Origin of the sequence: Aeromonas sp. MR19 (assembly GCF_963899305.1) — a bacterium.
GTDB classification, from domain to species: Bacteria; Pseudomonadota; Gammaproteobacteria; order Enterobacterales; family Aeromonadaceae; genus Aeromonas; species Aeromonas bestiarum.
The window spans coordinates 1-24580 of sequence record NZ_CAWQWZ010000009.1 but is presented as its reverse complement, the minus strand read 5'-3'; the positions used below and the strand labels follow the sequence as shown (position 1 = coordinate 24580).

The 24580-nt window shown below is 63.1% G+C and carries 21 protein-coding genes and 1 tRNA gene; 10 read left to right on the top strand and 12 right to left on the bottom strand.

All coding sequences use genetic code 11. The features are described from left to right. Nucleotides 1–7 precede the first annotated feature (7 nt). The gene (locus AACQ95_RS05190) at nt 8–1618 is read right to left on the bottom strand and encodes a sensor domain-containing diguanylate cyclase (RefSeq protein WP_241280849.1); all 1611 of its coding nucleotides are present in this window, start codon (nt 1616–1618) and stop codon (nt 8–10) included. A 109-nt stretch (nt 1619–1727) separates the two neighbouring features. Between AACQ95_RS05190 and AACQ95_RS05185 the strand changes: the two genes are divergently transcribed. Both AACQ95_RS05185 and AACQ95_RS05180 read left to right on the top strand, forming a co-directional pair. Then, nucleotides 1728–2168, top strand: a complete 441-nt coding sequence (locus AACQ95_RS05185) for a DUF2214 family protein (RefSeq protein ID WP_241280848.1) — start codon at nt 1728–1730, stop codon at nt 2166–2168. Nucleotides 2169–2580: 412 nt separating this feature from the next. Next, on the top strand, nt 2581–3480 hold the full coding sequence (locus AACQ95_RS05180; protein WP_241280847.1) for a DMT family transporter: 900 nt from the start codon (nt 2581–2583) through the stop codon (nt 3478–3480). 227 nt (nt 3481–3707) lie between these two features. Here the strand turns inward: AACQ95_RS05180 and AACQ95_RS05175 are convergent, their stop codons facing one another. Together AACQ95_RS05175 and AACQ95_RS05170 are read right to left on the bottom strand one after the other, a co-directional pair. Continuing rightward, nucleotides 3708–4565, bottom strand: coding sequence for an AraC family transcriptional regulator (locus AACQ95_RS05175; RefSeq protein ID WP_241280846.1), 858 nt, complete (start codon nt 4563–4565; stop codon nt 3708–3710). Further along, a complete protein-coding gene (locus AACQ95_RS05170) occupies nt 4562–5047 on the bottom strand; it encodes a GNAT family N-acetyltransferase (protein ID WP_043556093.1) in 486 nt (161 codons plus the stop codon). Before AACQ95_RS05170 ends, AACQ95_RS05175 begins: the two co-directional genes overlap by 4 nt. Nucleotides 5048–5210: 163 nt before the next feature. On the opposite strand from AACQ95_RS05170, the gene AACQ95_RS05165 reads away from it, so the two are divergent. Then, nucleotides 5211–6659, top strand: coding sequence for a catalase (locus tag AACQ95_RS05165; protein ID WP_241280844.1), 1449 nt, complete (start codon nt 5211–5213; stop codon nt 6657–6659). A 798-nt stretch (nt 6660–7457) separates the two neighbouring features. On the opposite strand, the gene AACQ95_RS05160 is transcribed toward AACQ95_RS05165, so the two are convergent. Next, on the bottom strand, nt 7458–7784 hold the full coding sequence (locus AACQ95_RS05160) for a YnjH family protein (protein WP_241280842.1): 327 nt from the start codon (nt 7782–7784) through the stop codon (nt 7458–7460). A 215-nt stretch (nt 7785–7999) separates the two neighbouring features. On the opposite strand from AACQ95_RS05160, the gene AACQ95_RS05155 reads away from it, so the two are divergent. Then, a complete protein-coding gene (locus tag AACQ95_RS05155) occupies nt 8000–9133 on the top strand; it encodes a hypothetical protein (protein WP_241280840.1) in 1134 nt (377 codons plus the stop codon). A gap of 159 nt (nt 9134–9292) precedes the next feature. Next, the gene (locus AACQ95_RS05150) at nt 9293–10066 is read left to right on the top strand and encodes a substrate-binding periplasmic protein (protein WP_103472883.1); all 774 of its coding nucleotides are present in this window, start codon (nt 9293–9295) and stop codon (nt 10064–10066) included. Between the two features lie 54 nt (nt 10067–10120). On the opposite strand, the gene AACQ95_RS05145 is transcribed toward AACQ95_RS05150, so the two are convergent. After that, nucleotides 10121–10501, bottom strand: coding sequence for a hypothetical protein (locus AACQ95_RS05145; RefSeq protein WP_172955256.1), 381 nt, complete (start codon nt 10499–10501; stop codon nt 10121–10123). Between the two features lie 195 nt (nt 10502–10696). On the opposite strand from AACQ95_RS05145, the gene AACQ95_RS05140 reads away from it, so the two are divergent. Both AACQ95_RS05140 and ydiK read left to right on the top strand, forming a co-directional pair. Continuing rightward, nucleotides 10697–12076, top strand: a complete 1380-nt coding sequence (locus tag AACQ95_RS05140; protein WP_241280839.1) for a bifunctional NUDIX hydrolase/phosphatase PAP2 family protein — start codon at nt 10697–10699, stop codon at nt 12074–12076. Then, nucleotides 12073–13164 (top strand): AI-2E family transporter YdiK, encoded by a 1092-nt coding sequence (ydiK, locus tag AACQ95_RS05135; protein WP_241280837.1) that lies wholly within the window; start codon nt 12073–12075, stop codon nt 13162–13164. The genes AACQ95_RS05140 and ydiK overlap by 4 nt, the downstream gene beginning before the upstream one ends. Before the next feature lie 1117 nt (nt 13165–14281). On the opposite strand, the gene AACQ95_RS05130 is transcribed toward ydiK, so the two are convergent. Beyond that, a complete protein-coding gene (locus AACQ95_RS05130) occupies nt 14282–15415 on the bottom strand; it encodes an agmatine deiminase family protein (RefSeq protein WP_241280836.1) in 1134 nt (377 codons plus the stop codon). Nucleotides 15416–15577: 162 nt separating this feature from the next. Here AACQ95_RS05130 and AACQ95_RS05125 point away from each other — a divergent pair, with 162 nt between their 5' ends. Continuing rightward, the gene (locus tag AACQ95_RS05125; protein WP_082030529.1) at nt 15578–16489 is read left to right on the top strand and encodes a LysR family transcriptional regulator; all 912 of its coding nucleotides are present in this window, start codon (nt 15578–15580) and stop codon (nt 16487–16489) included. 54 nt (nt 16490–16543) lie between these two features. Then, nucleotides 16544–18454 carry a dihydroxyacetone kinase operon transcriptional regulator DhaR gene (dhaR, locus tag AACQ95_RS05120; RefSeq protein ID WP_241280835.1) on the top strand — a complete coding sequence of 637 codons (1911 nt, stop codon included), beginning with the start codon at nt 16544–16546 and terminating at the stop codon, nt 18452–18454. A gap of 103 nt (nt 18455–18557) precedes the next feature. Here the strand turns inward: dhaR and AACQ95_RS05115 are convergent, their stop codons facing one another. The 5 genes from AACQ95_RS05115 to AACQ95_RS05095 all read right to left on the bottom strand — a co-directional run bounded on the left by AACQ95_RS05115 (nt 18558) and on the right by AACQ95_RS05095 (nt 23792). After that, the gene (locus tag AACQ95_RS05115; protein ID WP_043141519.1) at nt 18558–19640 is read right to left on the bottom strand and encodes a glycerol dehydrogenase; all 1083 of its coding nucleotides are present in this window, start codon (nt 19638–19640) and stop codon (nt 18558–18560) included. Between the two features lie 128 nt (nt 19641–19768). Continuing rightward, nucleotides 19769–20485, bottom strand: a complete 717-nt coding sequence (gene dhaM / locus AACQ95_RS05110) for a dihydroxyacetone kinase phosphoryl donor subunit DhaM (RefSeq protein WP_241280834.1) — start codon at nt 20483–20485, stop codon at nt 19769–19771. Between the two features lies 1 nt (nt 20486). After that, on the bottom strand, nt 20487–21116 hold the full coding sequence (gene dhaL / locus AACQ95_RS05105) for a dihydroxyacetone kinase subunit DhaL (protein ID WP_098981669.1): 630 nt from the start codon (nt 21114–21116) through the stop codon (nt 20487–20489). Between the two features lie 15 nt (nt 21117–21131). Next, nucleotides 21132–22202, bottom strand: a complete 1071-nt coding sequence (gene dhaK / locus AACQ95_RS05100; protein WP_241280833.1) for a dihydroxyacetone kinase subunit DhaK — start codon at nt 22200–22202, stop codon at nt 21132–21134. Nucleotides 22203–22433: 231 nt separating this feature from the next. Next, on the bottom strand, nt 22434–23792 hold the full coding sequence (locus AACQ95_RS05095; protein WP_241280832.1) for an NCS2 family permease: 1359 nt from the start codon (nt 23790–23792) through the stop codon (nt 22434–22436). Between the two features lie 227 nt (nt 23793–24019). Here AACQ95_RS05095 and AACQ95_RS05090 point away from each other — a divergent pair, with 227 nt between their 5' ends. After that, entirely contained in the window at nt 24020–24352 is a 333-nt protein-coding gene (locus AACQ95_RS05090) for a cupin domain-containing protein (RefSeq protein WP_043142538.1), read from the top strand. 142 nt (nt 24353–24494) lie between these two features. On the opposite strand, the gene AACQ95_RS05085 is transcribed toward AACQ95_RS05090, so the two are convergent. Continuing rightward, nucleotides 24495–24571: transfer RNA gene (locus AACQ95_RS05085), tRNA-Asp, on the bottom strand. Nucleotides 24572–24580 lie beyond the last annotated feature (9 nt).

The following is a 24580-nucleotide window of genomic DNA, read 5'->3' as shown; positions in this document are numbered from 1 at the left end:
GAGGCCCTCAGGCCTCTTCGTTGCTCAACAGGCTGCCTTTTGGCAAGCTCCCCTCTCCGGCCACCAGTTCCTGCGGCTTGCCCAGGTAGATGCGGTTCTTGCCATCGCGCTTGGCACGATAGACCTCGGCATCGGCCACCTCCAGCAGCGTCTGGCCGTGCGTCACCCCATGGCTGGCCACCAGCCCGCCACTCAAGGTGAGTCTGAGGCCAGGCTCGCGCCAGTCCAGTGACTCCACCCCCTTGCGAAACTGCTCCAGCAGCATCAGGCAGAAGTGGGTGTCCGGGTTGACCATCAGCACCACCAGCTCCTCCCCGCCGTAACGGCAGACCCAGCCATGATCCCCCAGCAGCCGCATGGCCAGCTTGGACACCCGCTTGAGCACCACGTCCCCGGTCTGGTGGCCATAGTTGTCGTTGACCCGCTTGAAGTCATCGAGATCGACCATGGCCAGGCAGAAGGGCTGGTGTTCGAGCAACAGCCGGGTCAGGCGTTCGTCGAAGAAGCGGCGATTGTAGAGGCCGGTCAGCTTGTCCAGATGGGCCTGCTGGCGCGCCTCGTGATAATCCTTGCCCACCTCGGCCAGCTCGGCGTAGACGTCCTTGAGCTCCCTCATCCCGCCCTGTGGCACGTCATCGGGTTGGGTCCGGCTGGCCCGGATCATGGAGGAGATCTCGTCGAGCATGCGGCGGAAATAGCGGGACCACACCAGTGCCAGCACGAAATAGAGCACGCAGGCCAGCGCCACCATCAGCAGCACATTGAGGGAGACCCTGTCGATCGCGGCCTGGACGCTGGCCGCCGGTTGCACGCTGATGAGCACCCAGTTGCGTTCAGGCAACTTGCTGTAGGCCACGAACAGCTGGGAGGCCTTGTCCAGGAAGATGCCATCCCCCTGCTTGAAGCGGGAGAGCCACTGGGGATGGGTCATGGGCTTGAGCAACTGGGCGGGATCCGGGTGCACCAGCACCTTGCCGGACTGGTTGACTATCATCTGGTACCCGTTGTCGGCCTGGCGGTTCAGCTGGGCCGAGAAGGGCGCCAGGATGGCATCGACCGCAAACACCCCCCGCACCTTGCCGCTGGCATCGGTCAGGGCCCGCGCCAGGGCGATCACCAGGTTGCCATTGGTGTAGTCGTAGTAGGGCTCGGTCCAGACTATCTTGCCCAGATGCTGGCTGGCCAGCTGATACCAGGGGCGTACCCTGGGATCGAAATTGGCATCCGCCTCCCACTTGGGGTAAATCAGCATCTGGCGCTCGGCCGTGCCGACATAGATGTAGATGAGGTCGGCCATCACCCCCTTGTAGAGCCGCCACTCCTTCAGATAGGTCTCGGTATTGTACAGGCGGGGGCCGCTGATATCTTCCACCTTCACTTGGTCGTAGATAAGCGTAAACTGCCGTTCCATCTCCTGGAGATAGGGCTCGATGAAGACGTGACGCAACTGGTGATTGGTGGCGAGCAGACGCTGCTGCAACTCGTTTTGCAGGCTGCGTTCCATGTGCAGATAGTAGATGCCGCCCAGCATCAGCACGGGAATGAACAGCAGCAGCAGCCCCAGCCGCATCCGGGCAACCAGGGACCAGGTTTTCTTGGAGACAACACGCTTATCCAACCCGGACTCCTGCTACCGTCAGACATGATGTAGTGTCAGAATATCAGCACCACGGGATGGCGTCCAAAAGGAAGCTGGTTATGTGCTCAACAAGAGGTAGTCGACACGGATGTTGAACCCGGATCTGCTGATGGCGCTGCACTATTGCGCCGTGATCACCCTGACCGGGGCCATCACCTCAGAGTATTTTCTGTTCCGGCGCGGCATGTCCATCGAACAGGTGCGCAAGCTGCTGCTGGCCGACGGCCTGGCGGCGCTGGCCCTGCTGCTCATCTTCATCACGGGGGTGTTGCAGGTGCTCGCCCACCCCGAACAGCCCGCCGTGCTGCTCGCCAACCCCGGCTATCGCACCAAGCTGCTGCTGTTCTTCGTGATGGCCATCAGCTTTGGCTACCCCAGCCGCCTCTTCTATCGCTGGCGCCGCTCCCTTCGCCAGGGTCGGGCCCCCATGGTCTCCATCCAGCAGCAGTTCTGGGTGATCTGGATCCTGCGCGGCAACCTCTTGCTGCTCGCCCTCATTCCCCTGCTGGCCAGACTCGCCAACAGCTAAAGGCAGCCGCCATGAAACCGCAATAACGGCTGATCCTGAGCCTGGGTAGCAAGGCTCTTGCTGCTCACCCTGATCCCCCTGCAGGCCAGACTCGCCAACAGCTGAAGGCAGCCGCCATGAAACCGCAATAACGGCTGATCCTGAGCCTGGGCAGCAAGGCACTTGCTGCTCCCCTTGATCCCCTTGCTGGCCAAGCTCGCCAACAGCTGAAGGCGACGCTTATTCAGCAGCCATACGGATCAATCCGGCCCCTGCACGGCCATTCTGCGGCTGCCACCCTTTTCCCCTCGCGGCCCCTCCTGCGGACCAAACTCGCGAGCGTTAAAGACAAATCCCCCCGAGCACGGTTATCTTGGTGGCTGGAGCTTTGCGGACGGGTGCCTGCCCGCCACCTTTTCAGGGATGAATTCGTATGCGTTCGAACATGATGTTACTGATGGCCGCCGCCATCTGGGGGCTGGGCTTCGTCGCCCAGCGGCTGGGGATGGATCACATGGGGCCTTATACCTTCAACGGCCTGCGCTTTCTGCTCGGTGCCGCCTCCCTGCTGCCGCTGCTATGGTGGCTCAAGTCACGCCAGCCCACCGGTCAGTCCGGTGATCGCCGCCTGCTGCTGACCGGGGGCCTGCTCGCCGGTGTCGTGCTGTTCAGCGCCGCCTCCCTGCAGCAGGTGGGGTTGCTCTATACCACGGCCGCCAAGGCGGGCTTCATCACAGGCCTCTACATCATACTGGTACCCGTCATCGGCCTGGCCCTGCGCCACAAGACCGGGGCCAACACCTGGATCGGCGCCCTCATCGCCATGGCCGGGCTCTATTACCTGAGCGTGACCGAGGAGTTCACCATAGGCTACGGCGACCTGTTGCAGGTGATCGGCGCCCTGTTCTGGGCCATTCATCTGCTGGTGCTGGATCACTACTCGAGCCGGGTCGCGCCGATCCGCCTGGCCGGCGTCCAGTTCCTGGTGTGCGGCCTGCTCAGCCTGGGGGTTGCCTTCACCATGGAGACGCCGACCATGAGCGGCGCCGTGGCGGGCTGGCAGGCGCTGCTCTATGCCGGTCTGGTCTCGGTCGGTATCGGCTACACGCTGCAGGTGGTGGGGCAGCGCGGCGCCCATCCGGCCCACGCCGCCATCATCCTCAGTCTGGAGACTGTCTTCGCCGCCATCGGCGGTGTGCTGCTGCTCGGCGAGACCCTGGATGAACGCGCCATGGTGGGCTGTGCCCTGATGCTGGCAGGCATGTTGATCTCCCAGATCCGCCTGCGCTGGTGGTGGAAATCGCGCCGGGACAAGGTGCCCAGCCAACCCTAACCGAGCGGGCCAGATTCGGCCTGTAGTCTCATGCTGGCCCATATGCCTGATCCCGCAGATCCGCCTGCGCTGGTGGTGGAAGTCGCGTCGGTACAAGGTGCCGAGCCAGCCTTGATGCGGGCAGACATCTTGCTCTCACGGGTGCGGCTGTGCCGAGACGGTGTCACCCATCTCACAAGAAAACGAGGCGCCCGTGGGCGCCTCGTTTTCTTGTCATTGATTGATGCCTAACGCACGCTGGAGCAGAAGCTGACATCGTCGCGCAGGGGATCGTTGCTCACGCTGTGGTAGAGCTCGAAACAGGGGCCGCTGCCAAATTCCAGCCCGGCCGCGACTATGTCGCCCACATGCTCCTGCCAGCGCGGCCCGTACAGGCTGCGATCCGTGATGAGGTAGCGGGACTGGGCATAACGCCCGGCGGGAATGAGCTGGGTTTCCACCTCCCCCTCGCCCCGGGTCTGGGCAGGCACAGTGACGCCGATATCGGTGCGGCACTGGGCCGGTGGCGTCACCTCAGGGTTGTCGTGGTAGATGAAGATCCACTCCCCCTGATCGAGTCCGCGGGTGGCCGCCCACTGGTACAGGCGGCCGCAGACGGCATCATACCCCTCGCCATAGGGGCCTGTGACCCGGATATAGGCCAGGGTACGGGCGTCCATCTCGACAGTTTTCATGGTGTTGCTCCTTGCTGATGAGTGGCCTTCAGCATAAGGGGACGAACCTTCCCATGCGTGTCCATCCTTGCTCTCCAGGTGTCCATTCTTGCGCTTGTCGCGGCGAAACTCGCCAGGGGTGCAACCGTAATGGCGGCGAAACGCCTTGGCGAACGCCTGTGAACTGGCAAGGCCCGCCCCCAGCGCGATGGCGGTGACGCTGGCGTCCGTGTAGCAGAGCTGCCAGGCTGCCCGCTGCATGCGCAGCCGCCGACACATCTCCCCCGGCGCCTCGCCCGCCACTGCGGTGAACACCCGGTGAAAATGGTAGAGGGAGAGGCAGGCCCGATCCGCCAGCGCCTCGATGGAGAGATCGGGATCTCGCTCCAGCGCCCGCAGCACAGGGACGAGACGGCGGCGGTAGTCGATCATGGCCGGATCCTCGCCATGTAGAGGGCATCCACGTATTCACCCTGCCGAAAAGCGAAGCCGCGGGCCAGCCCCTCCTCGACGAAGCCGAACTTGCGATAGAGCGCCTGCGCCCCCGGATTGTCGGTGTAGACGGTGAGCTCGACACGTTGCAGGTTGAGCCAGTTGTCGGCCATCTCCAGCGCGGCCCCCAACAGGGCCGAGCCTATGCCCTTGCCGGCCCAGTCATCCCGCACCCCCATGCCGATGCAGGCCACGTGTTTGCGCCTGGGATTGGGCTCGATATGCAGCGAGAGCTGGCCCACCAGCAGGCCGTCGACCTCGGCCACCAGCGCCACCACGCTGCCGTTCTCCAACCGCTTCTGCCAGACGCTCAGGGTCGGATACGGCAGTTGCAGGGTGCCCGCCTGGGCGTTGGGCATGGCATAGAGATCCCGCAAGGCGGGAGCATCGGCCGGTTCGGCGTGACGAATGGTGATCTGCATCTGAGGCTCCTTCTCGAAAACCTCATCATGCAGCATCAGAAGGGTCCGGTCATCCCCCCAGCCCCACCCATTCGTGATGCCTATCAAAGGGCGAGGGAAGGCCCATTGGTTCCGGGGTTTTTCCTTGTTATAGACTCAAGGCTCACCAACAAGGAGAAGCACCATGAACGACAAGACCCTGCACAGTGCCAATGGCGCCCCCGTTGTCGACAACAACAACAGCCTCACCGCCGGCCCCCGTGGCCCCGTGCTGATGCAAGACATCTGGTTGATGGAAAAGTTGGCTCACTTCGATCGGGAACGGATCCCGGAGCGGGTGGTTCACGCTAAGGGCTCGGGCGCTTACGGCACCTTTACCGTGACCCATGACATCAGCCAGTTCAGCAAGGCCAACCTGTTCAATGCCGTCGGCAAGCAGACCCCTGTGTTCCTGCGCTTCTCCACCGTGGCCGGTGAGAAGGGCGCCGCCGACGCCGAGCGCGACGTGCGCGGCTTCGCCCTCAAGTTCTACACAGAGCAGGGCAACTGGGATCTGGTGGGCAACAACACCCCGGTGTTCTTCATTCGCGATCCGCTGAAATTCCCCGACTTCATCCACACCCAGAAGCGGGATCCGCGCACCAACCTGCGCAGCGCCACCGCCGCCTGGGATTTCTGGTCCCGTCATCCGGAATCCCTGCACCAGGTCACCATCCTCTTCAGCGACCGCGGCATCCCCAAGAGCCTGCGGGAGATGAACGGCTACGGCAGCCATACCTTCAGCTTCATCAACGACGCCAACGAACGCTTCTGGGTCAAGTTCCACTTCAAGACAGAGCAGGGCCACAGCTTCTACACAGATGAAGAGGCGGCCAATGCCGTCGGTCAGGACAGAGAGACCAGCCAGGCGGATCTGTTCAACGCCATCGAGCAGGGCGACTTCCCGCGCTGGAAGGTCTATGTGCAGGTGATGCCGGAGGCCGAGGCCCAGACCTACCAGATCCACCCGTTCGACCTCACCAAGGTGTGGCCGCACAGCGACTACCCGCTGATCCCGCTGGGGGTGCTGGAGCTGAACCAGAACCCGGACAACTACTTCGCCCACGTGGAGCAGGCCGCCTTCACCCCGGCCAACGTGGTGCCCGGCATCGGCTTCTCGCCTGACCGCATGCTGCAGGGGCGGCTCTTCTCCTACGGTGACACCCAGCGCTACCGCCTCGGCGTCAACCACGGCCTGCTGCCGGTCAACGCCCCGCGCTGCCCGTTCCACCACGGTGCCCACCGCGACGGTGCCATGCGGGCCGACAGCAACGGCGGCGCCAGCCCCAACTACCAGCCGAACCGTTTCGGTACCCAGCAACCGAGCGAGCAGCACGAGCCGGCGCTGAGTCTGGAAGGAGCCGCCCTGCACTACGATTTTCGCGACTACGACAGCGATTACTACAGCCAGCCGGGCAACCTGTTCCGGATCATGGACGAGGGGCAGCGCTCGCGCCTCGCCGCCAACCTGGCGCGCTCCCTGATCCACGTGGAGGATGACGCCATAGTCGCGGCCCAGCTCAGGCACTTCGAGCAGGCCGACCCCGAGTACGCCAAACGGGTCGAACTGGCACTGGCCGCCCTGCAACGCTAAGCCGCAGGCAGCCAACATCTGCAAAAGCAAAACGGGGGCCTGCTGGCCCCCATTCTCGTAATGACGGTGCATGATAAATAAAAAACGGAGCCCGAGGCCCCGTTTTTCACTGCGGTATCAATCCTGGACGCAGCGCCCTCGCGCTCTTCCCGCTCCCTTGCCAACAAGCGTTTGTACCGCCCGCTGCGGCAACCAAGCTGTGCATTGGAAAAACGGCACCGTTACCCGCCTGCGGTGATGAATAAAAAACGGAGCCCGAGGCTCCGTTTTCACTGCGGTATCAATCCCGGACGCAGCGCCCTCGCGCTCTTCCAGCTCCCTTGCCAACAAGCGTTTGTACCGCCCGCTGCGGCAACCAAGCTGTGCATTGGAAGAGCGGCACCGTTACCCGCCTGCGGTGATGAATAAAAAACGGAGCCCAGGGCTCCGTTTTCACTGCGGTATCAATCCCGGACGCGGCGCCCTCGCGCTCTTCCGCTCCCTTGCCAACAAGCGTTTGTACCGCCCGTTACGGCAACCAAGCTGTGCATTGGAAGAGCGGCACCGTTACCCGCCAGCGGTGATGAATAAAAAACGGAGCCCTGGGCTCCGTTTTCACTGCGGTATCAATCCCGGACGGAACGCGCTTCGCGCTCTTCCCGCTCCCTTGCCAACAAGCGTTTGTACCACCAGCTACTGCGACGACGTTGTGCATTGGAAGAGCGACGAGCCATTTCTTAGGTTCCAGCCAAGAGAGGAAAAGAGCCGCATTATGCGATAGAGGTCACGTCCATGTCTTTAGCTGGATCAAGAAAAGCCTCACTGACCCACGCTGATGGTGCTGCTATTCGCCGCCTTGCCGGCCGCATGCGACGCCCTTTCCGGCTCGCGCCAGGCCAGTGGCCCGTTGCTCTCCAGCGCGTTTTGCGGGCCGCACTCCAGCCAGCTGTCGCCCTGTTGAATGCGGGCACCCAGCGAATATTTCTGATCCTGATACCAGCAGACTCGCTCCGGCAACGACCCCAGCGGCAGCACCAGCTCGGTTCCCGCCTGCACCCGTGTCACGTCGGCTGGCCCGGCGACAGCAGTCGCACTGCCCAGCCAAACCAGCAGCAGGCAACCCACCCCACACTTGCTTGCATTCATGGTGTCACTCCTTGCTCAGTACGGAATGAAAGCGACCGGAAACGGCGCAAACTTGATTAATAAGCCATACGCCGACTGGCATTCCCAAGCCAATATGATAGCCTGCCAGCGCCTGCTCACACCCGTCAAAAACGGCGCAGGAAAACCCCGGTGGATTTGTCGGTTCTCGACGAATATAACCTTATTAATCAAATCGTTATTTGGATATTATCCCAATGCGTATCATGCCGTTGCTCCAGGCGGCCTGCCTGAGCCTGATGTTGTCCGCCTGCGTCGCCCCCCTCTTGCTGATGAGCCCTACCAGTCAACTGATGTGGGCCCTGCTCAAGCCGCTGGTCGGTTTCGACCCCAACGAAGCCAACCTGTTCGAACAGCCCATGATCAAGGATCGAATGACCGGCATTCTGGGCCCCAATTACGACAGCACCATGCAGTTGCTCAAGACAGCCAACGAGCTGCAGCAGGAGGGTCCGCTGTTCTATGTGGTCTCCCGCTACGCCCCCGTGCCGGACGTTGCCAAGCAGGCCGGCATGGTGTGGAACTCACAGACCAACCAGATGTCTGTCATGCTGCTCAAGGGCGATGGTACACCCCAGGTATTTGGCGAGAACCTGGCCGCAGGCGCACCGACCTGGCCAAGCGAGATGCAAAACTGGCAGGCGCAGGGCAACCCGACGGCCACAGCACTCTCCGGCGCCACCAACAGTCTGACCGGCTCGGCGACCAAGAGCCTGACCGGCGCCGCCACGACCAGCTCGGTATTCGGCAGCGTGCTGGGTTCCCTGCAGCAAGGCGCCAGCAAGACCATGGCTGACACCACCAAGCAGGTAGTAAACAGCGCCACCACCTCGGCCCAGCAACAGGCCACCAAGGCCGTGACCGAGCCCGCCAAGCAGGCCGTCAGCAGCGCCAGCACCACGGCACAGCAGCAGGCCGCCAAAACCGTGACCGAGCCCGCCAAGCAAGCCGTCAGCAATGCCAGCACAACGGCACAGCAACAGGCCGCCAAGACCGTGACCAAGCCCGCCAAGCAGGCCGTCAGCAGCGCCAGCGCCACGGTACAGCAGCAGGCCAGCAAGGCCGTGACCGAGCCCGCCAAGCAGGCGGTCAGCAGCGCCACTACCACCGTACAGCAACAGGCCACCAAGGCCGTGGTCGAACCGACCAAACAGGCGGTCAGCAACGCCACTGCCACAGTACAGCAGCAGGCCAGCAAGACCGTGACCGGCCCCGCCAAGCAGGCAGTCAGCAGCGCCAGTGCGACCGCAACGACGGCGGCGGATGCGGCCGCCAAGGCCGAGGCCGCGCGCGCAGCTGCCGAAGCCGAGATGGAAGCCCTGCTCAAGTAAGTCCCTCCCCAGGCCATCGCAAGATGGCCTGGCTGTTTTCCTTCCCCCTAGCTCCCCGCCACAGCTGCTCGCCATCCACTCTACCGGATGCGTGAAATCATGAACTTCTCGACATAGCCCCCTAAACTGGAAGGACGATTTGTTGCAAGGAGTGCTGCCATGTCGCGTCTGCTCAGCCTGATGATCTGCTGCTGTCTGGGCACAGCACTGCCCGCTTCGGCGTTCACCTATTACTCCGAGCAGAACATGCCGTTCAACGGCCAGGATGAGCAGGGCAACAGCACCGGCCTGGCGGTCGAGCTGCTGCGGCTGATGTGGCAGGAGATGGGGGAACCGGAACAGCCCATCCACTTCATGCCCTGGGCCAAGGCCTGGTATCTGCTGACCCAGCAGCCGGATGCCGTGCTGTTCACCACGGCCCGCACCCAGGCGCGGGATCCCCACTTCCTCTGGGTCTGCCCCATCAGCCACTCCCGGGTGTCGCTGGTGGGCCGCAAGCGGGATGCCCCCAGGGTGGCCAGCAAGGCCGATCTCGCCAGGCTGCAGATCGGCGTCATGCAGGCGGATGTGGGGGAACAACTGCTGCTCAACCGGGGCATCAGCCCCGCCAACCTGATGGCGGTGGAGCGGATGGATCAGGTGGTGCGCCAGCTCATCATGGCCCGTACTGATCTGGTGGCCGGCAACGAGGTGATGCTGTTCCATCAGGCCAGGCAATTAGGCTTTCCATCGGACACCTTCGTCACGGTCGCCACCCTGGCGGAGCAGGACAACTGCTTTGCCTTCAACCCCGCCGCCGACAAACAGCAGGTCGCCCGCCTGCAACAGGCGCTCGACAAGGTCAGACAGGGGGAGGCCTTCAAGCGGCTTATCGCCCGCTATCAGGATGTGGTGCAGTCACCGCCGGCGGATCACCTGCCCACGATCGAGTGAACACAAGATGCAAACAGGCCACCCGAAGGTGGCCTGTTTCATGGTGTCGCCTGCTTACTGGAAGTGGCTGTCGTGCTCGGACTTCTTGGTCTGGGCACCTTCGCTGTGCTCGATGGCGGTGCGGATGAGGTCCACCCCGGCACGGATGATCAGCACGCCCATGTTGACCAGCTTGACGCAGACCCACATGAAGGTGATGAGCAGTATCAGTTTGAGTACCGTCTGGAACGCCTCCAGGAAATTCTGCTCCAGCTGGCCGGTGAGGCCGTTGGCACTGGTCATCAGCCAGGTGTAGACCTCGCGCACGAACGGGATACGGCTCGGCATCTCCAGCACGTCCAGGGCGGCGGGCAGGGCCTGGAAGATGACTATGCTGCCGAACAGTATCAGAATGACGCCGATGGCGATGCCCAGAAAAAAACCAAACTGTTTCATGGAAGGTCCCAAGGTTTGCTGCATGAAAATAACATAGCTGCCAATACTAGGGACTGCCTCACCACAGGGCAATCCTTGTGCGCAGGCAGGACCAGAGCCAAACCCGCCATCCGGTGGGCCCCAGGCAGGAAACCATTGCCCAACTATCTGATTTCTGTGACCCTTGCGCCCATAGTCCCCCAACGCTCAGGCACCATGTTCCGTTCCTGTTTTTTACTGCTCTGCGCCCTGCTGCTGACACTGCCTGTCTCGGCCACCCCCACGGCCGCCGTCTGCGTGGTCAAACATCAACAACAGCTGTTGCTGGTACAGGACAGGGTCTCCTCCCGCTACAGCCTGACCGGCGGCTACATAGATGCAGGCGAGACGCCCCAGCAGGCGGCACTGCGCGAGCTGTTTGAAGAGACAGGTCTGCGCGGCCGGATCATCGCCGAGCTGGGACCATGGCAGCGCGCCGTGCTGTTTGCCTGCCAGACGCTGGAACCCATCCGGGCGCAGACAGGCTCGGGCTTCGTCTCCCTGCTGCGGGCCCCCAACCTGGGTGGCGAGATCCTCAACGCCAGGCTGATAGCCCCATCCCGGCTGCCTGACGGGCAGCGCCGCTTTCCGGCGCAGCTCGACTGGCTGGCCCCCCAGCTGGCCGACATCCCCGACAGCCCGGTGCTGTGGCTGCCGGATTTCAGCGGTGAAGGCAATGCTCTGCACCGGGCGGAAGTCCCGCTGATCCAGCGCTTGCAGCGCTGGATCGGGGCCAGTGCACCCTGGCTTGATGCCAGCAATCTGTTTGGTTCAGCCGCCTTTCAGCTTGCCCTGCTACCCTTGCTGCTGCCGCTGCTGGGCTGGCCCCGTCTGCGTCAGCTGTTGCTGGCCATGCTGACCCTCACCCTGCTGGTTCAGCTAGCCAAAGAGGGCATAGGCTGGCCCAGACCCTTCCATCTCGATCCCGCGCTGGCGCACGTAAGTGCCCAGGGCTTTGGCATGCCGAGCGGTCACGCCGCCTCGGCGCTGCTGTTCTGGGGCCTGCTGCTCAGATGGTGCTGGCCCGCCAACCCCTGGCGCGGCGCCTCGCTGGCACTGCTGCTGGCGGCCCTGACCGGGCTGGCCCGGGTCTGGCTCGGCGTCCACTTCCTGTCGGATGTGGCGGCGGGATTGCTGCTGGGCGCCCTGATGCTGACGATCCATTCCGGTTTGTCCGGCATGGCTGCCCGGCCATGGATCTGGGGCGGGCTCAGCCTCATCTGCACACTGGCCGCCTGGTGGAGCCAATCCTCGGCGCTGGCAGGCCTGGCCATGTTCAGTCTGGGTCTGACCCTCGGCATGCGGCTGCCATTGCCGCGAGAGCGGCAAAAACCCTGGTACACCCTGGCGATCACCCTGCTCGGCGGCCTGCCCCTCGGGGCGCTGCTGTGGGCGTTGCCATTCTGGCTGACCAGCTCCTGGCTCATCCTGCTCGGCCAGTGGCTACTCTATGGTTGCCTGGGGCTCTGGTTGAGCGCCGGCCTCTGGTGGATACTCTCACTCATGAACTCTGACCCGCTACCCAAGGGCTCCGGCCCCGACAAGGGATTGCTATGAATATGAAAAAAGTGGACTTGGCCAAGATAACCCTAGGGGTGCTGTTTCTCAGCATCCTCATCATCTCGTGCTTCATGGTGCTGCGCCCCTTCCTGCCCGCACTGGTGTGGGCCACCATGATCACCATAGCCACCTGGCCGCTGATGCGGATGGCCCAGCGCCTGCTGTGGGGCAAGCGCGCCCTGGCGGCGCTGGTGATGACCAGCATACTGCTGCTGATCTTCGTCATCCCGCTATTCATGGCGCTGGCCAACGTGGCGGAGAAGGCCCCCATGCTGATCGAGCTCGGCACCACCATCAGCCATTCGCCGCCGCCCGAGTTGCTCTGGCTGCAACAGATACCGTTGGTGGGCGGCAAGCTCTACGACTTCTGGCAGCAGATCCTGGCGAGCGGTGGTCAGGTGCTGTTTACCAAGCTGGCCCCCTATTTTGGCCAGACCGCCCGCTGGCTCGCCTCCCAGGCCGGCAATCTGGGCTTGCTGTTCGTCCATTTCCTGCTGACCGTTGCCATCTGCGGCCTGCTCTACCACTCGGGTGAGAAAGCAGCCGACGGCATCCGCCGCTTCGCCCACCGCCTGGCGGGGGAGCGCGGTGACAATGCCACGGTGCTGGCCTCCCAGGCGATCCGTGCCGTGGCCATGGGGGTGGTGGTCACCGCCCTGGTGCAATCTTCGGTGGCCGGGGTCGGCCTGCTGATTGCCGGCATCCCCTACACCATGATCCTGGTGGTGGTGATGTTCCTGCTGATCGTCGCCCAGATCGGCCCCTTCCCCGTGTTGCTGGCCTGCGTTGGTTATCTCTACTGGAGCGGCGACACCACCTGGGGCACCTTCCTGCTGGTGTGGTCACTGCTGGCGGGCACCATGGACAACTTCCTGCGCCCCTTCCTGATCAAGCGCGGCGCCGACCTGCCGCTCATTCTCATTCTGGTGGGGGTTATCGGCGGCCTGCTGGCGATGGGTATCATAGGTCTGTTTATCGGCCCCGTGGTGCTGGCGGTGGGCTACACCCTGCTGGATGCCTGGATCAAGGAGGGTGACCACCAGCCAGAGGGGGCTGCCGTCGCCGCAACGCCCAAGGCTGAGTGAAGGTTCAGCCATAAATAGCTGATGCAAAGAGCCGCCCGATGGGCGGCTCTTTTGTTTTTGACGATCGTGATTTATGGCGATCGTGTCAGATTGACTGAGCAGCGCCAACCGGCATGCACCATATATTACCGTCCCATGTAAGTTCGATTACGCCTCACGGCTAATTGAAATCCACGGGCTGGCTATACGGAATTTTGTTCAGCAAGGTGGGTGTCCTGATTTCATAACGTTTGGCTAAGGGGCGGGCTTTAGCCCGTCCCAGTGAGCGAAGCGAACGATTTGAGCATATTGTTGGGCGATACCACTTCAAATGCGCAACACAGACCGAATTTTATTTGCAAGTTGATGCATGCCTCTGCGTTCAAGTTCTTGCACGAAAACATGCCACGGTGGGATGTTACTCATGTACGGTTCGTTGCTTGGCCCCGTATAACCTCCACCACCAGGACCGGTATAAAGCCCGCCACCAGGTCCAGTGTAGAGACCACCGCCAGGCCCCGTATAAAGCCCGCCTCCGGGGCCTGAGTACAGGCCGCCGCCCGGACCTGTGTATAGCCCCCCTCCGGGACCTGTGTACATGCCGCCGCCTGGCCCTGTGTATAGCCCCCCTCCGGGGCCTGTGTACATGCCGCCACCAGGCCCAGTGTACAAACCACCACCGGGGCCTGTGTAGCGACCGCCGCCTGGACCAGAGTATTGATCTCTTACCCACATACGAACTACCTCCGTGTGTTGCCTAACAGTGATTCGATGGAAAGTGGTACTAATCCGTTAATAGAGCCTTCCATATAACTCCGGTTTGCCCTGATCGCCGCCACGAAAAATTCATTTTAAATCACAACATTGCCGACCAATCTCTGGTGCTGAACGCATTCGCCAGACGTCTTCCTTTGGCTCTATTTTTGGCCATCGGGCAAAAGTACACTTCTAGAGCGGCAATGGAAAGCGCCACCCGACCTTGGTGTTGTGAACAGGTCAGGAGTGTGAGCGGGGCAACGTCTTATCTGGCGTAGCTGGCCAAGTGTCTGGCGGCGAGTCAGGGGGAATGGAATAGGGGAGCTGGAAGAAATAACCCGGGGCGTCGCAACGCACCGGGTTATCGGTCGGTAGGGGAGGGTCAGGCAGGTTGGTGGAGGGTGATGCAGTGAATGCCACCGCCACCGGCGGCCACAGGATCAATATTGATCTGCACGATTTTGCGGCCGGGGTAGAGGCGGGCCAACAGCTCACGGCAGTAACTATCGGCCGCCTTGTCGCCAAACTCGGGGGCGAGCACGGCGCCGTTGATCGGCAGATAGTTGATATAACCGGCGGCAAAGTCGCGGCTGCGGCTGAAGCGGTTGTCCCGCACGTCGAGCGGTGGCGGCAGCACATGCAGCTCCAGCTTGTTGCCGTCCGCATCTGTGGCCTGCTTGAGGATGGCCAGATGCCGGCGGGTCACCTCGTAGTCGTGGGACTCCGGGTCGTTGTCCAGATTGACCACTACCACGCCGGGACGCACGAAGCGGGCGTAGAAGTCGACGTGGGCATCCGTGATGTCACGGCCCTTGATGCCCGGCAACCAGATGATTTTACGCAGTCCCAGATTGGCTTTCAGCTCCGCCTCCAGTTGCGCCTTGCTCACCCCCGGGTTGCGGTTGCTGTTGAGCCAGCAGCTCTCGGTCAGGATGGCGGTGCCATTGCCATCCACCTCTATGCCGCCCCCCTCGCCGGTCAGCTTGCTCTGCAGATAGTGGACATCCGCCTGCTTGCTGATCAGCTCGGCCACGCTCGCATCCTGTTCGTGTTCCTGCTTGTCGCCCCAGCCGTTAAAGTTGAAATCCACCAGCCCCAGCTCTCCCTCGCTGCTCTGGACGAAGACGCCGCCGGTATCCCGCAGCCAGATGTCGTCCAGCTCGGCGACGATAAAGCGGGTGTTCTGCTCGCCACAGAGTTTGCGGGCCAGCGCCTCTTCGACTTTGCGGCAGAGCACGTTCACCTGGGTATAAGGCACCATGGCCTGCACCAGCCGGCCTATGGTGGCTTGCACCTCCTTGCAATTGCGGCCCCAGATATCGGCGCTCGCGCCAAAGGCAACCCAGACCCGAGTCTGAGGCGCGGCCTCGTCCGGCATCTGGTAACGGCCAACGGCAGTGGCCTGGGAGCCAGTAGGGGTAGCCACATTGGCAGCCTGTGCCCGTGGCAGGCTGCCCAGTCCGGCCAGGGCGCCGATGGCGGCCAGCTGTTTCAATACATGGCGTCGGGATGACATGGGATGGCTCCTTCGGAGGCGGAACGACTCCGGATTGATGACAAAAATAGGATATGAATGACAAGCGCTGTTAATCAGATAACGCTGAGTAATAGACTAGCCGCCGCGATGATGGCGGACAAACGATCGATTTTCGGTATAAGTGATAAGCGGAGCTAATCAATGATGTTCAAACACTGGCCTCCACTCAATGTGCTGCGGGGCTTCGAGGCGGCGGCCAGACTCGGCAGCTTTCATCAGGCGGCACAGGAACTGCACCTCACCCAGTCGGCCATCAGCCAGCAGATCCGCTCGCTGGAGGAGCTGCTCGGCCAGCCGCTGTTTCATCGGCAGGGGCGCTCGGTCGCCCTCACCGATGCGGGGCAGGACCTGCTGGAGACAACCCAGAGCGTGCTGTTGCAACTGGCGGTGGGGATCCAGCGGCTGGAGCAGTACCGCAAACCGAACCAGCTGGTGCTCAATACCAGCACAGCCATAGCCCGCCACTGGCTGCTGCCCCGGCTGGCCGACTTTCACCGCCTGCATCCCGATATCGATCTCTGGCTGTTTACCAGCGACGAGGTACCCGTCATGACCGAGCAGACCATAGATATCGCCCTGCGCTGGGATCTCGCCCCCCAGGCCGAGTGCCACCATAGGGTACTGCTGGAGGACGCTCTGCTCCCCCTCGCCACTCCGGCCGTGCTGGCCCAACCCCCTGCGGAGCGCACCAGTCTCCATGGAGAGCGGGAGATGGATTGGCACCACTGGACGCTCAAAGGCGGGGAGGATCTGCAGTTGCAGACCCGGGGGCTCAACTTCTCCGATCCCGGCCTGCTGCTGGACGCGGCCGGCGCCGGGCTCGGCGTGGCGCTGGCGAGCGCGCTGCTGTCGGCTCCCGCACGACAACAGGGCTTGCTGCTGCCGCTCTCCTCCCGCACGGTCAAGGGGCCACAGTGGAGCTGGCTGGTCCATCAGGAGAGCGAGAGCAGCCCTCAGTGCCGCGCCTTCTGCTGCTGGCTGGAGCAACAGTTTGCCCGCGCCGCGACCGACCTAGACGGCATGGCATTGCCACCCTCTGAGGCAGGTCACTGAATCTGCGGGGGGAGCGTGGTTAAATGACGGCTTCTCCTTTTGCCGGACATAGCTGTGACCACGCCATCTGACCTCCAGCCGCTCCAGCCCTGGCCCGATTATCTGCAGGCCTCCTGGCTGCGCTGCGCCCACCAGACCAGCCCGACCCTTTGGCACCCGCCCCACAGCGCCAAGGGGCAAACCCTGCAGAGCCTGCGCCAGCGCAAACGGGATCTGCTCACCACAGGCGAGATGGCGCTGGAGGATCTCTACGAGTTCATGGAGGGGCGCCCCTGCGTCCTGCTGCTCACCGACGAGAGCGGCTGCCTGCTGGCCCGCACCGGCCATCGCGAAACGCTGGCAGAACTGGAGGCGCTGGGCTTCGGGCTCGGCGCCTTCTTCAGCGAGGGGCGCATCGGCACCAATGCCATCAACCTGGCGGCGCTGGAGGGGATGCCACTCTGCGTCAGCGGCCCCCAGCACTTCAACCGCACCCTGCACCCCTGGCACTGCTGCGCCAGCCCTGTCTACAACAGCAATGGCCGTCAGGTCGCCATCATGGCGCTGATCTGCAAGGTGGAAGAGGCGAGTGCCGGGGATCTGGCGCTCACAGTCAGCGCCGGTCGCGAACTGGCCCATCTGCTACAGATGGAGACTCTGATGCAGGAGTCCCAGCACCATCTGAGCGAACTCTACGCCCTGCTCGACGGCATGGATGACGGCGTGCTGGCCTGGGATCCCCAGGGCAGGCTGCGCTACCTCAACGGGCTGGCGGCCAGTCGGCTGCGGCTCGATCCCGCGCTCTGCCTCGGTCAGCCGCTGGAGCAGCACCTGCTGTTGCCACAGCGGTTGCAGCTCGCCATCAAGGGGCAGACGCCACTGAGCCATGTGGAGGTGACGCTGGAGCGGATCGGGGTGCAGACCGGGGAGTTTATCAATGCGCTGATAAGCCTCAAGCCGCTGCCCGGGCCGGACGGGGTCAGCTTTATCGCCCTGCTGCACCCGCTGGACAGGCTCAGGGCCATCAACCAGCTGCGCCAGGCGGTGCCCGAACTCTCCGCCCTGGTGGGCGAATCGAGCGCCATGCGCAAGCTGCTGCGCTACGCCCGCCAGGCGGCACGGAGCCAGGGCCCCATGCTGCTGCGCGGGGAGGAAGAGGTGGGCAAGGCCCAACTGGCGGAGGCGATTCACTTCGGCAGCGAGCAGGCCGCCGGGCCGCTCATCACCCTCAACTGTCAGGCGCTGCCGAGCGAGCGGATGGCGCTGGAGCTGATGGGTTCCGACGAGGCGGGGCAGGAACGGGCCGGCAAGTTTGAGCTGGCCCATGGCGGCACGCTCGTGCTGGAGCAGGTGGAGTGTCTCTCCGCTCCGATGCAGGCGGCTTTGCTGCAACTGCTCAAGACAGGCCGCATCCAGCGCTTCGACTCGGCCCGCATACTGCCGCTCAAGGTGCGGATCATAGCGACCAGCAGCGCGGCGCTGGAGCAGAGGGTGCAGGAGGGGCAATTTGGGCGCCAGCTGCTCTACGCCCTGCAGGCGTGCGAGCTCTGGTTGCCGGGACTGCGGGAGCGCGGCGCCGACTTGCCGGCCCTCATCAGCCAGCAGCTAGGGGCGCAGGGGCGCGAGCCAGTACGCCAGTTCAGTCCGGCGGCCCTCGACTGCCTGCTCGCCTACTCCTGGCCCGGCAATCTGGGGGAGCTGCGCAGCGCGGTTGAATATGCCCTGCTCCACTCGAGTCGTGAGCAGATCCCGCCGGAGGCGCTGCCCGCCGCCATTCGGCACGGTTATCGGCTGGTGGAAGACGAGGTGGTGGGGCAGCCGCTGCTCACCCTGGCCGAGCTGGAGCGCCAGGCCATTTTGCGCTGCGCCCACGCCTGCAAGGGGCAGGTGAGCCAGATGGCCCAGCATCTGGGCATCAGCCGCACCACCCTCTGGCGGCGGCTCAAGCTTATCGGTATCGATCCCGCGGACTATCACGGCTCCTGACGACTGGGATCCTGTTGTTACCCGATGAAACCGGTCAGGCATAAAACAACAAGGCCCCGCAGATGCGGGGCCGTTTTATATGTCAAGGTCAGCAGTGGCGAGGTTACAGCCCCAGCTGGTGGGCGGTGACTATGGCCGCCAGCACATCCTCGGCGGTGACCTTGAACGGCATGTTGTGGATGGTCTCCCCTTCGGCGGTGGAAGCCTTGGCCACCTCCAGCAGGCGCGCCATGTCCAGCTCCTTGACCCCCATCATATGCAGGTTGGTCGGCAGGCCGATCGAGCGGCAGAAAGCCAGCACGGTTTCGATCTCCGCCATGGGCGCATTCTCCAGCACCAGCTGCACCAGGGTACCGAATGCGACTTTCTCACCGTGATAGAGGTGGTGACACTCGGCCAGCTGGGTCAGGCCGTTGTGGATGGCGTGGGCGGCGGCCAGACCGCTGCTCTCGAAGCCGATGCCGCTCAGATAGGTGTTGGCCTCTATGATGTTCTCCACCGCCTTGGTGCAGAGCCCCTGCTCCACCGCCAGCTTGGCCTTGTAGCCATCGGCCAGCAGTGTCTTGTAACAGAGCTCGGCGATGGCCTGGGCCGCCAGGGTAGAGGCACCACCGGCCATGGTCTTGCAACCGGAAACCTTGTTGGCACGCGCCTCGAAATAGGTGGAGAGCGCATCCCCCATGCCGGAGACCAAGAGCCGTACCGGGGCGCGGGAGACGACGCCGGTATCCATGATGACCATGTTGGGGTTGGTCGGGATCATCAGGTATTCGCTGAACTGTCCTTCCGGGGTGTAGATGACCGCCAGCGCACTGGTTGGCGCATCGGTGGAGGCTATGGTCGGCACTATGACCACAGGCACCTTCTGGTAGAAGGCGACCGACTTGGCGGTATCGAGCGTCTTGCCGCCACCTATGCCGATGATGACGTCGAACGGCGTCTGGTTGCAGCGGGCCAGCAGGCGGTCGATCTCGGGGCGTGAACACTCGCCGTTGAAGCAGTCGAACTCGGGCTTGATGCCCACGCCGTGGAAGCTGGTGGCAACCGTGTCACCAACCAGCTTGGTGACGAAGGCATCGGCCAGGATGAGCGGTTTGGCGCCGAGCGCCTTGACGTAGTTGCCTATGTTGGCGAGGGCCCCGTTGCCTTGCACGTATTTGCTGGGGCTGATGATGATGCGGTCCATATTCTATCCCTCTCTCTTTATCTCTTAAGAATCGGGGCGAAGGGGCGGCTATGTCGGGGAGCCCTTCGTCTTGAGTGGCGCAGCACTGGCACACAAGGCCAGCGCTGCGCCTTGAAACGGGTTGGCGATCAGTCGCCGAAACGCTCGTCTGCCAGTTGCTGGAAGCTGGTCAGGGCGGCCTCGGCATCTTCTCCCTGTGCCAGCAGGGTGAGCCTGTCTCCCTGGCGCACGTTGAGCATGGTGAGCCGGGTCAGGCTGCGGGGGTTGGCCTCTTTATCCCCCTTTTGCAGCTTGAGTTCGGCGGCAAAGGGCTTGAGTGCAGCCACCAGACGGGCGGCGGGGCGCACATGCAGGCCGTGGGGGTTGTCGACCACCACCTCGCAGCGCAGCCAGCCCTCGTCGGCTGCCGGTGCCGTCTCAGTGGCGACCTGCGCAGCGCTGCCAGGCAGCATGGCCTGCTTGGGCCCCAGGGCGCCGAGCGCCTCTGTGGCCACCTCGTCGAGGCTCATACCTGAACCTGCCGCCACCACGGCGGCCAGGGTGCCCTCGACCAGCGGGGCGGGACAGAGCCGCACCCGGGCGCTCAGATCTGGGGGCAACAGCTCGAGGGCGGTCTCGGCGCTCAAGAGGGCGCTGCCCAAATCCATCAGCACCAGCACGCCGCTGCCGTCGTCTGCTTCTTCGATCGCACTCATCACGGCGATGGCATCTGTGCCTATGGGGTGGTCGGGATCATCGACCCCGGCCGCCAGCAACAGCCGTGCCGGGCTGCCCAGCTGGTCGGCCAGCGCTTTCAATCCGGCCGCCAGCATGGCGCTGTGAGAGACAACTACGATACCTATCATGTCACAACCTCGCTCTGTCACGCAGGGCGGTCAGCAGCAGCAGGGTCGAGGTGGCTCCGGCATCCTGATGGCCTATGCTGCGCTCGCCCAGATAGCTGGCGCGCCCCTTGCGGGCCTGCATCTGTATGGTGGCTTCGGTGCCGGCCGCCGCGGCAGCCACAGCCTTGTCCAGCGCCTCGGCCAGCGGCAACTCCTGCTGCTGCGCCTGTTGCAGGGCGGCCAGCGCAGGCCACCAGGCGTCGCACATTGTCTTGTCGCCCGGCTCGGCGCGGCCGCGAGAGACGATTCCCTCGACACCATCCGCCAGCATCTTGCCAAGCTGGCTCAGGGTCAGGCTCTGGCAGGCGTCCGTGCTGGCCGCCGCCCGAATGAAGAAGGTGCCGTAGAGCGGGCCGCTGGCGCCGCCGACCGAGGAGAGCAGGGTCATGCCGGTGGTCTTGAGCACTTGGCCTATATCCTTGTCTGCCACCGCGGGCAGCTTCTCCGCCACCTTGGTAAAGCCGCGCTGCATGTTGAGGCCGTGGTCGCCATCGCCGATGTCGGTATCCAATGCCGTGAGGTAGTCACGCTGCTCGGTGAAGATGTGTTCGCAATCCAGCAGCCAGTTGACGATTTGATGTTTGCTTAGCATGAGAATGAGGGCTCCTTAGCAACCGCGACGCAGGGCGGGGGTGTGAACGGGGGCATCCCACAGGGTCATCAGCTCGTCATCCACCTTGAGCAAGGTGATGGAGATGCCGGTCATGTCGAGGGCGGTGCAGTAGGGGCCTATCAGGTTGCGCACCAGATGGATGCCCGCCTCTTCGCACAGGGCCGCGAGGCGACCATAGACGCCATACAGCTCTGAAATCGGGGTGCCCCCCAGGCTGTTGACCAGGGCTATGACACGATCGCCCCGGTTGAGCGGCTTGATGAAGGTGTGCTCTTCCTGCCAGCTGCCAGAGGCTCTGTCCCAGTGGCGCAGAGTGCGGCCATAGGGGGTGTTGTCCGCCAGCTCGCTGAACATGTCGCCCACCAGGGTATCGAGGTCGGTGAAGGGGCGGCGCGCTATGCCGGGTTCACCGTGGATGCCCACCCCAAACTCCATCTCGTTGTCCGCCAGGGTGAAGGAGGGCTTGCCGGCGGCAGGCACGGTACAGGCGTGCATGGCGACGCCTATGGTGCGGCTCTGATTGTTGATGCGACGGGCAAGCGCCTCGCAACGGGCCAGGTCATAGCCGGCTTCGGCTGCGGCGCCGACCAGCTTCTCGCACAGCACAGTCGTGGCGACGCCGCGACGGCCGGCGGTGTAGAGGCTGTCTTTCACCGCCACGTCGTCATCGATCAGCGAGAAGCCGACCTTGACCCCGTCACCGTGCAGCAGCTCGACCGCGGTTTCGAAGTTGAGCACGTCACCCGTGTAGTTCTTCACCAGGAACAGCACGCCAGCGCCACCATCGACCGCCTGACCGCACTCGTACATCTGATCCGGGGTCGGGGAAGTAAAGATTTCGCCGGGGCAGGCACCATCCAGCATCCCCTTGCCCACCAGACCACCGTGCATCGGCTCGTGGCCGCTGCCACCACCGGAGACCAGCGCCACCTTGCCCATCACGGGAGAGTCGGCGCGGGTTATGTAGTGGGGTTCGATACGTACCTTGAGCTCGGGGTGGGCGGCTGCCATCCCCATCAGTTGTTCACGGACCACGGCATCGACGGCATTGATCAGTTTCTTCATGGCTCACTCCTTGGCTTGCCACCGCACGGGTGGGCAAATGGTTGATGAAGCCAGTCTAACGGGATAAATCGGGATAAAAATGACGGCCGGTTCGGTTCGGATTTGAAACAGGAGAAAGGTCGTTGGCGTTTCAATCTGAAACAGCGAGAGGCAAACGGGAGGGAAACTGCAAGCGGCCTCACAACCATGAAAAAGGGCCCCCGCAGGAGCCCTTCACGCTAACCGGCAGCCTTAGATGGCCCAGCCACCGGCATAGAAGACCACCAGTGCCACGGCAATGATGACGGTACCGACGTTGAGTTTCTTCCACTCGGCAGCAAACAGGCGACCCACGACCAGCGCCACGAAGCCCAGCATGATGCCGGTCACTATGTTGCAGGTGAGCACGATGAAGACGGCGCACAGCATGCCAGCCAACGCATCGACAGAGTCGCTGAAGTCCAGCTTGGTGACGTTGCCCAGCATCAGCAGACCGACGTACATCAGCGCCGGTGCTGTGGCGTAAGCCGGCACCAGATAGCTGAGCGGCGAGAGGAAGATCATCAGCAGGAACAGCAGGCCGACTAGGGCTGCGGTCAGACCCGTCTTGCCACCGGCTGCGGTGCCTGCGGCAGATTCAATGTAGACGGCGGCCGGAGCCCCACCCACGACGCCAGCCACCATGCTGCTGACGGAGTCGGCAGTCAGGGCCTTGCCGCCGCTGATGATGTGACCACGCTCATTGATGAGACCCGCCTGACCGGCTACGGCACGGATTGTACCGGTGGCGTCGAACACGGCTGTCATCACCAGTGCCAGTACGGTCGGAATGACCACTGGGTTGAGGGCGCCCAGCAGATCCATGCTGCCTACCAGCGAACCCTTCTCGCCGGTCAGGCTCGGCATGGCGAAGAAGCCATGCCAGGCCACGTTCGGATCGAAGATGAGACCGAGGATGGAGATGGCGATGATCACCATCAGGATGCCGCCCGGCACCTTGCGACGCTCCAGGCCGAAGATGGCGGCCAGACCCAGCACCGTCATGATGACGGGGAAGGAGGTCACCTCACCCAGCTGCACCGGCAGACCCGCCCCTTCGTTCTTGATCACCATGCCGACGCCGTTGGTGGCGATCAGCAGCAGGAACAGACCTATACCTATGCCGGTGCCGTGGGCGATGCCGGAGGGCAGGTTGTCCAGGATCCACTGACGCACGCCTGTGATACTGATGAGGGTAAACAGCACCCCCATCAGGAAGATGGCGCCGAGAGCGACGGGAATGCTCAGCCCCTGACCCAGCACAAGGCTGAAGGCGGTGAAGGCGGTGAGGGAGATGGCGCAACCAATGGCCATGGGCAGCTTGGCCCAGAGTCCCATCAGCAGGGAACCGAAAGCGGCGATCAAGCAGGTCGCCACGAAGACGGGGCCCTGCTCGAAGCCGGCCGCGCCCAGCATGTTCGGCACCACTATGATGCTGTAGACCATGGCCAGGAAGGTGGTCAGCCCGGCCAACAGCTCCTGGCGCACACTACTGCCGCGCGCAGAAATGGAAAAATAAGAGTCCAAAAAGCCGCCGTTCCCTGATTGGGCGGCCATATCTTGCTTTGCCATAACTCATCCTGAAAGTGTGAAGGAAATCGTTTGCTTTTGTGGCGCGCAAAATAGCAAGAATTTGTCGAAATTGCAGCGAATTCCCTGACTTTTTCATCAAAATGGCAGTAATCGTTCTCGTTCGGGCACAAATCTGCATGCCAGCTTGCTGCTGTTCCCACCTTCGTCCACGAGGCAGGCCTCTATACTGCAGAGAACCATTCGCACTGCCAGACGGGAGATGACCCATGCACACGCGCAATCTGCTGAACGATATTCCCTCGCCACTGCCTACCGAACTCTTTCAGGATCTGGTCAGCACCAACCACCTGCGGATCGAGCGCATTCTCTCCCACGGCCATCAGACGGCACCGGGAGAATGGTACGATCAGGATGAACATGAGTGGGTCCTGGTCGTGCAGGGAGAGGCCAGCCTGCTGTTCATCGATCCGCAGACCCAGGAGCAACAATCGGTACAGCTGGGCCCGGGCGATCACATCAATATTCCCGCCCGTCAGAAACACAGGGTGGAGTGGACTCACCCCGACATGACCACAGTCTGGCTCTGCGTGTTCTACTGAGGCGGATAAGAAAGGGGCGGCAAGAGCCCTTGAATGAAGTTGAATTGATACGGCAAAGAGGAAATGGGGGCAGTTGAGCAGATGAACTTGAGGTATTAGAAAGCAAAAAGGCCTTCCCGATGGGGAAGGCCTTTCAATTTACTGGCGGAGCGGACGGGACTCGAACCCGCGACCCCCGGCGTGACAGGCCGGTATTCTAACCGACTGAACTACCGCTCCGCTGTCTGG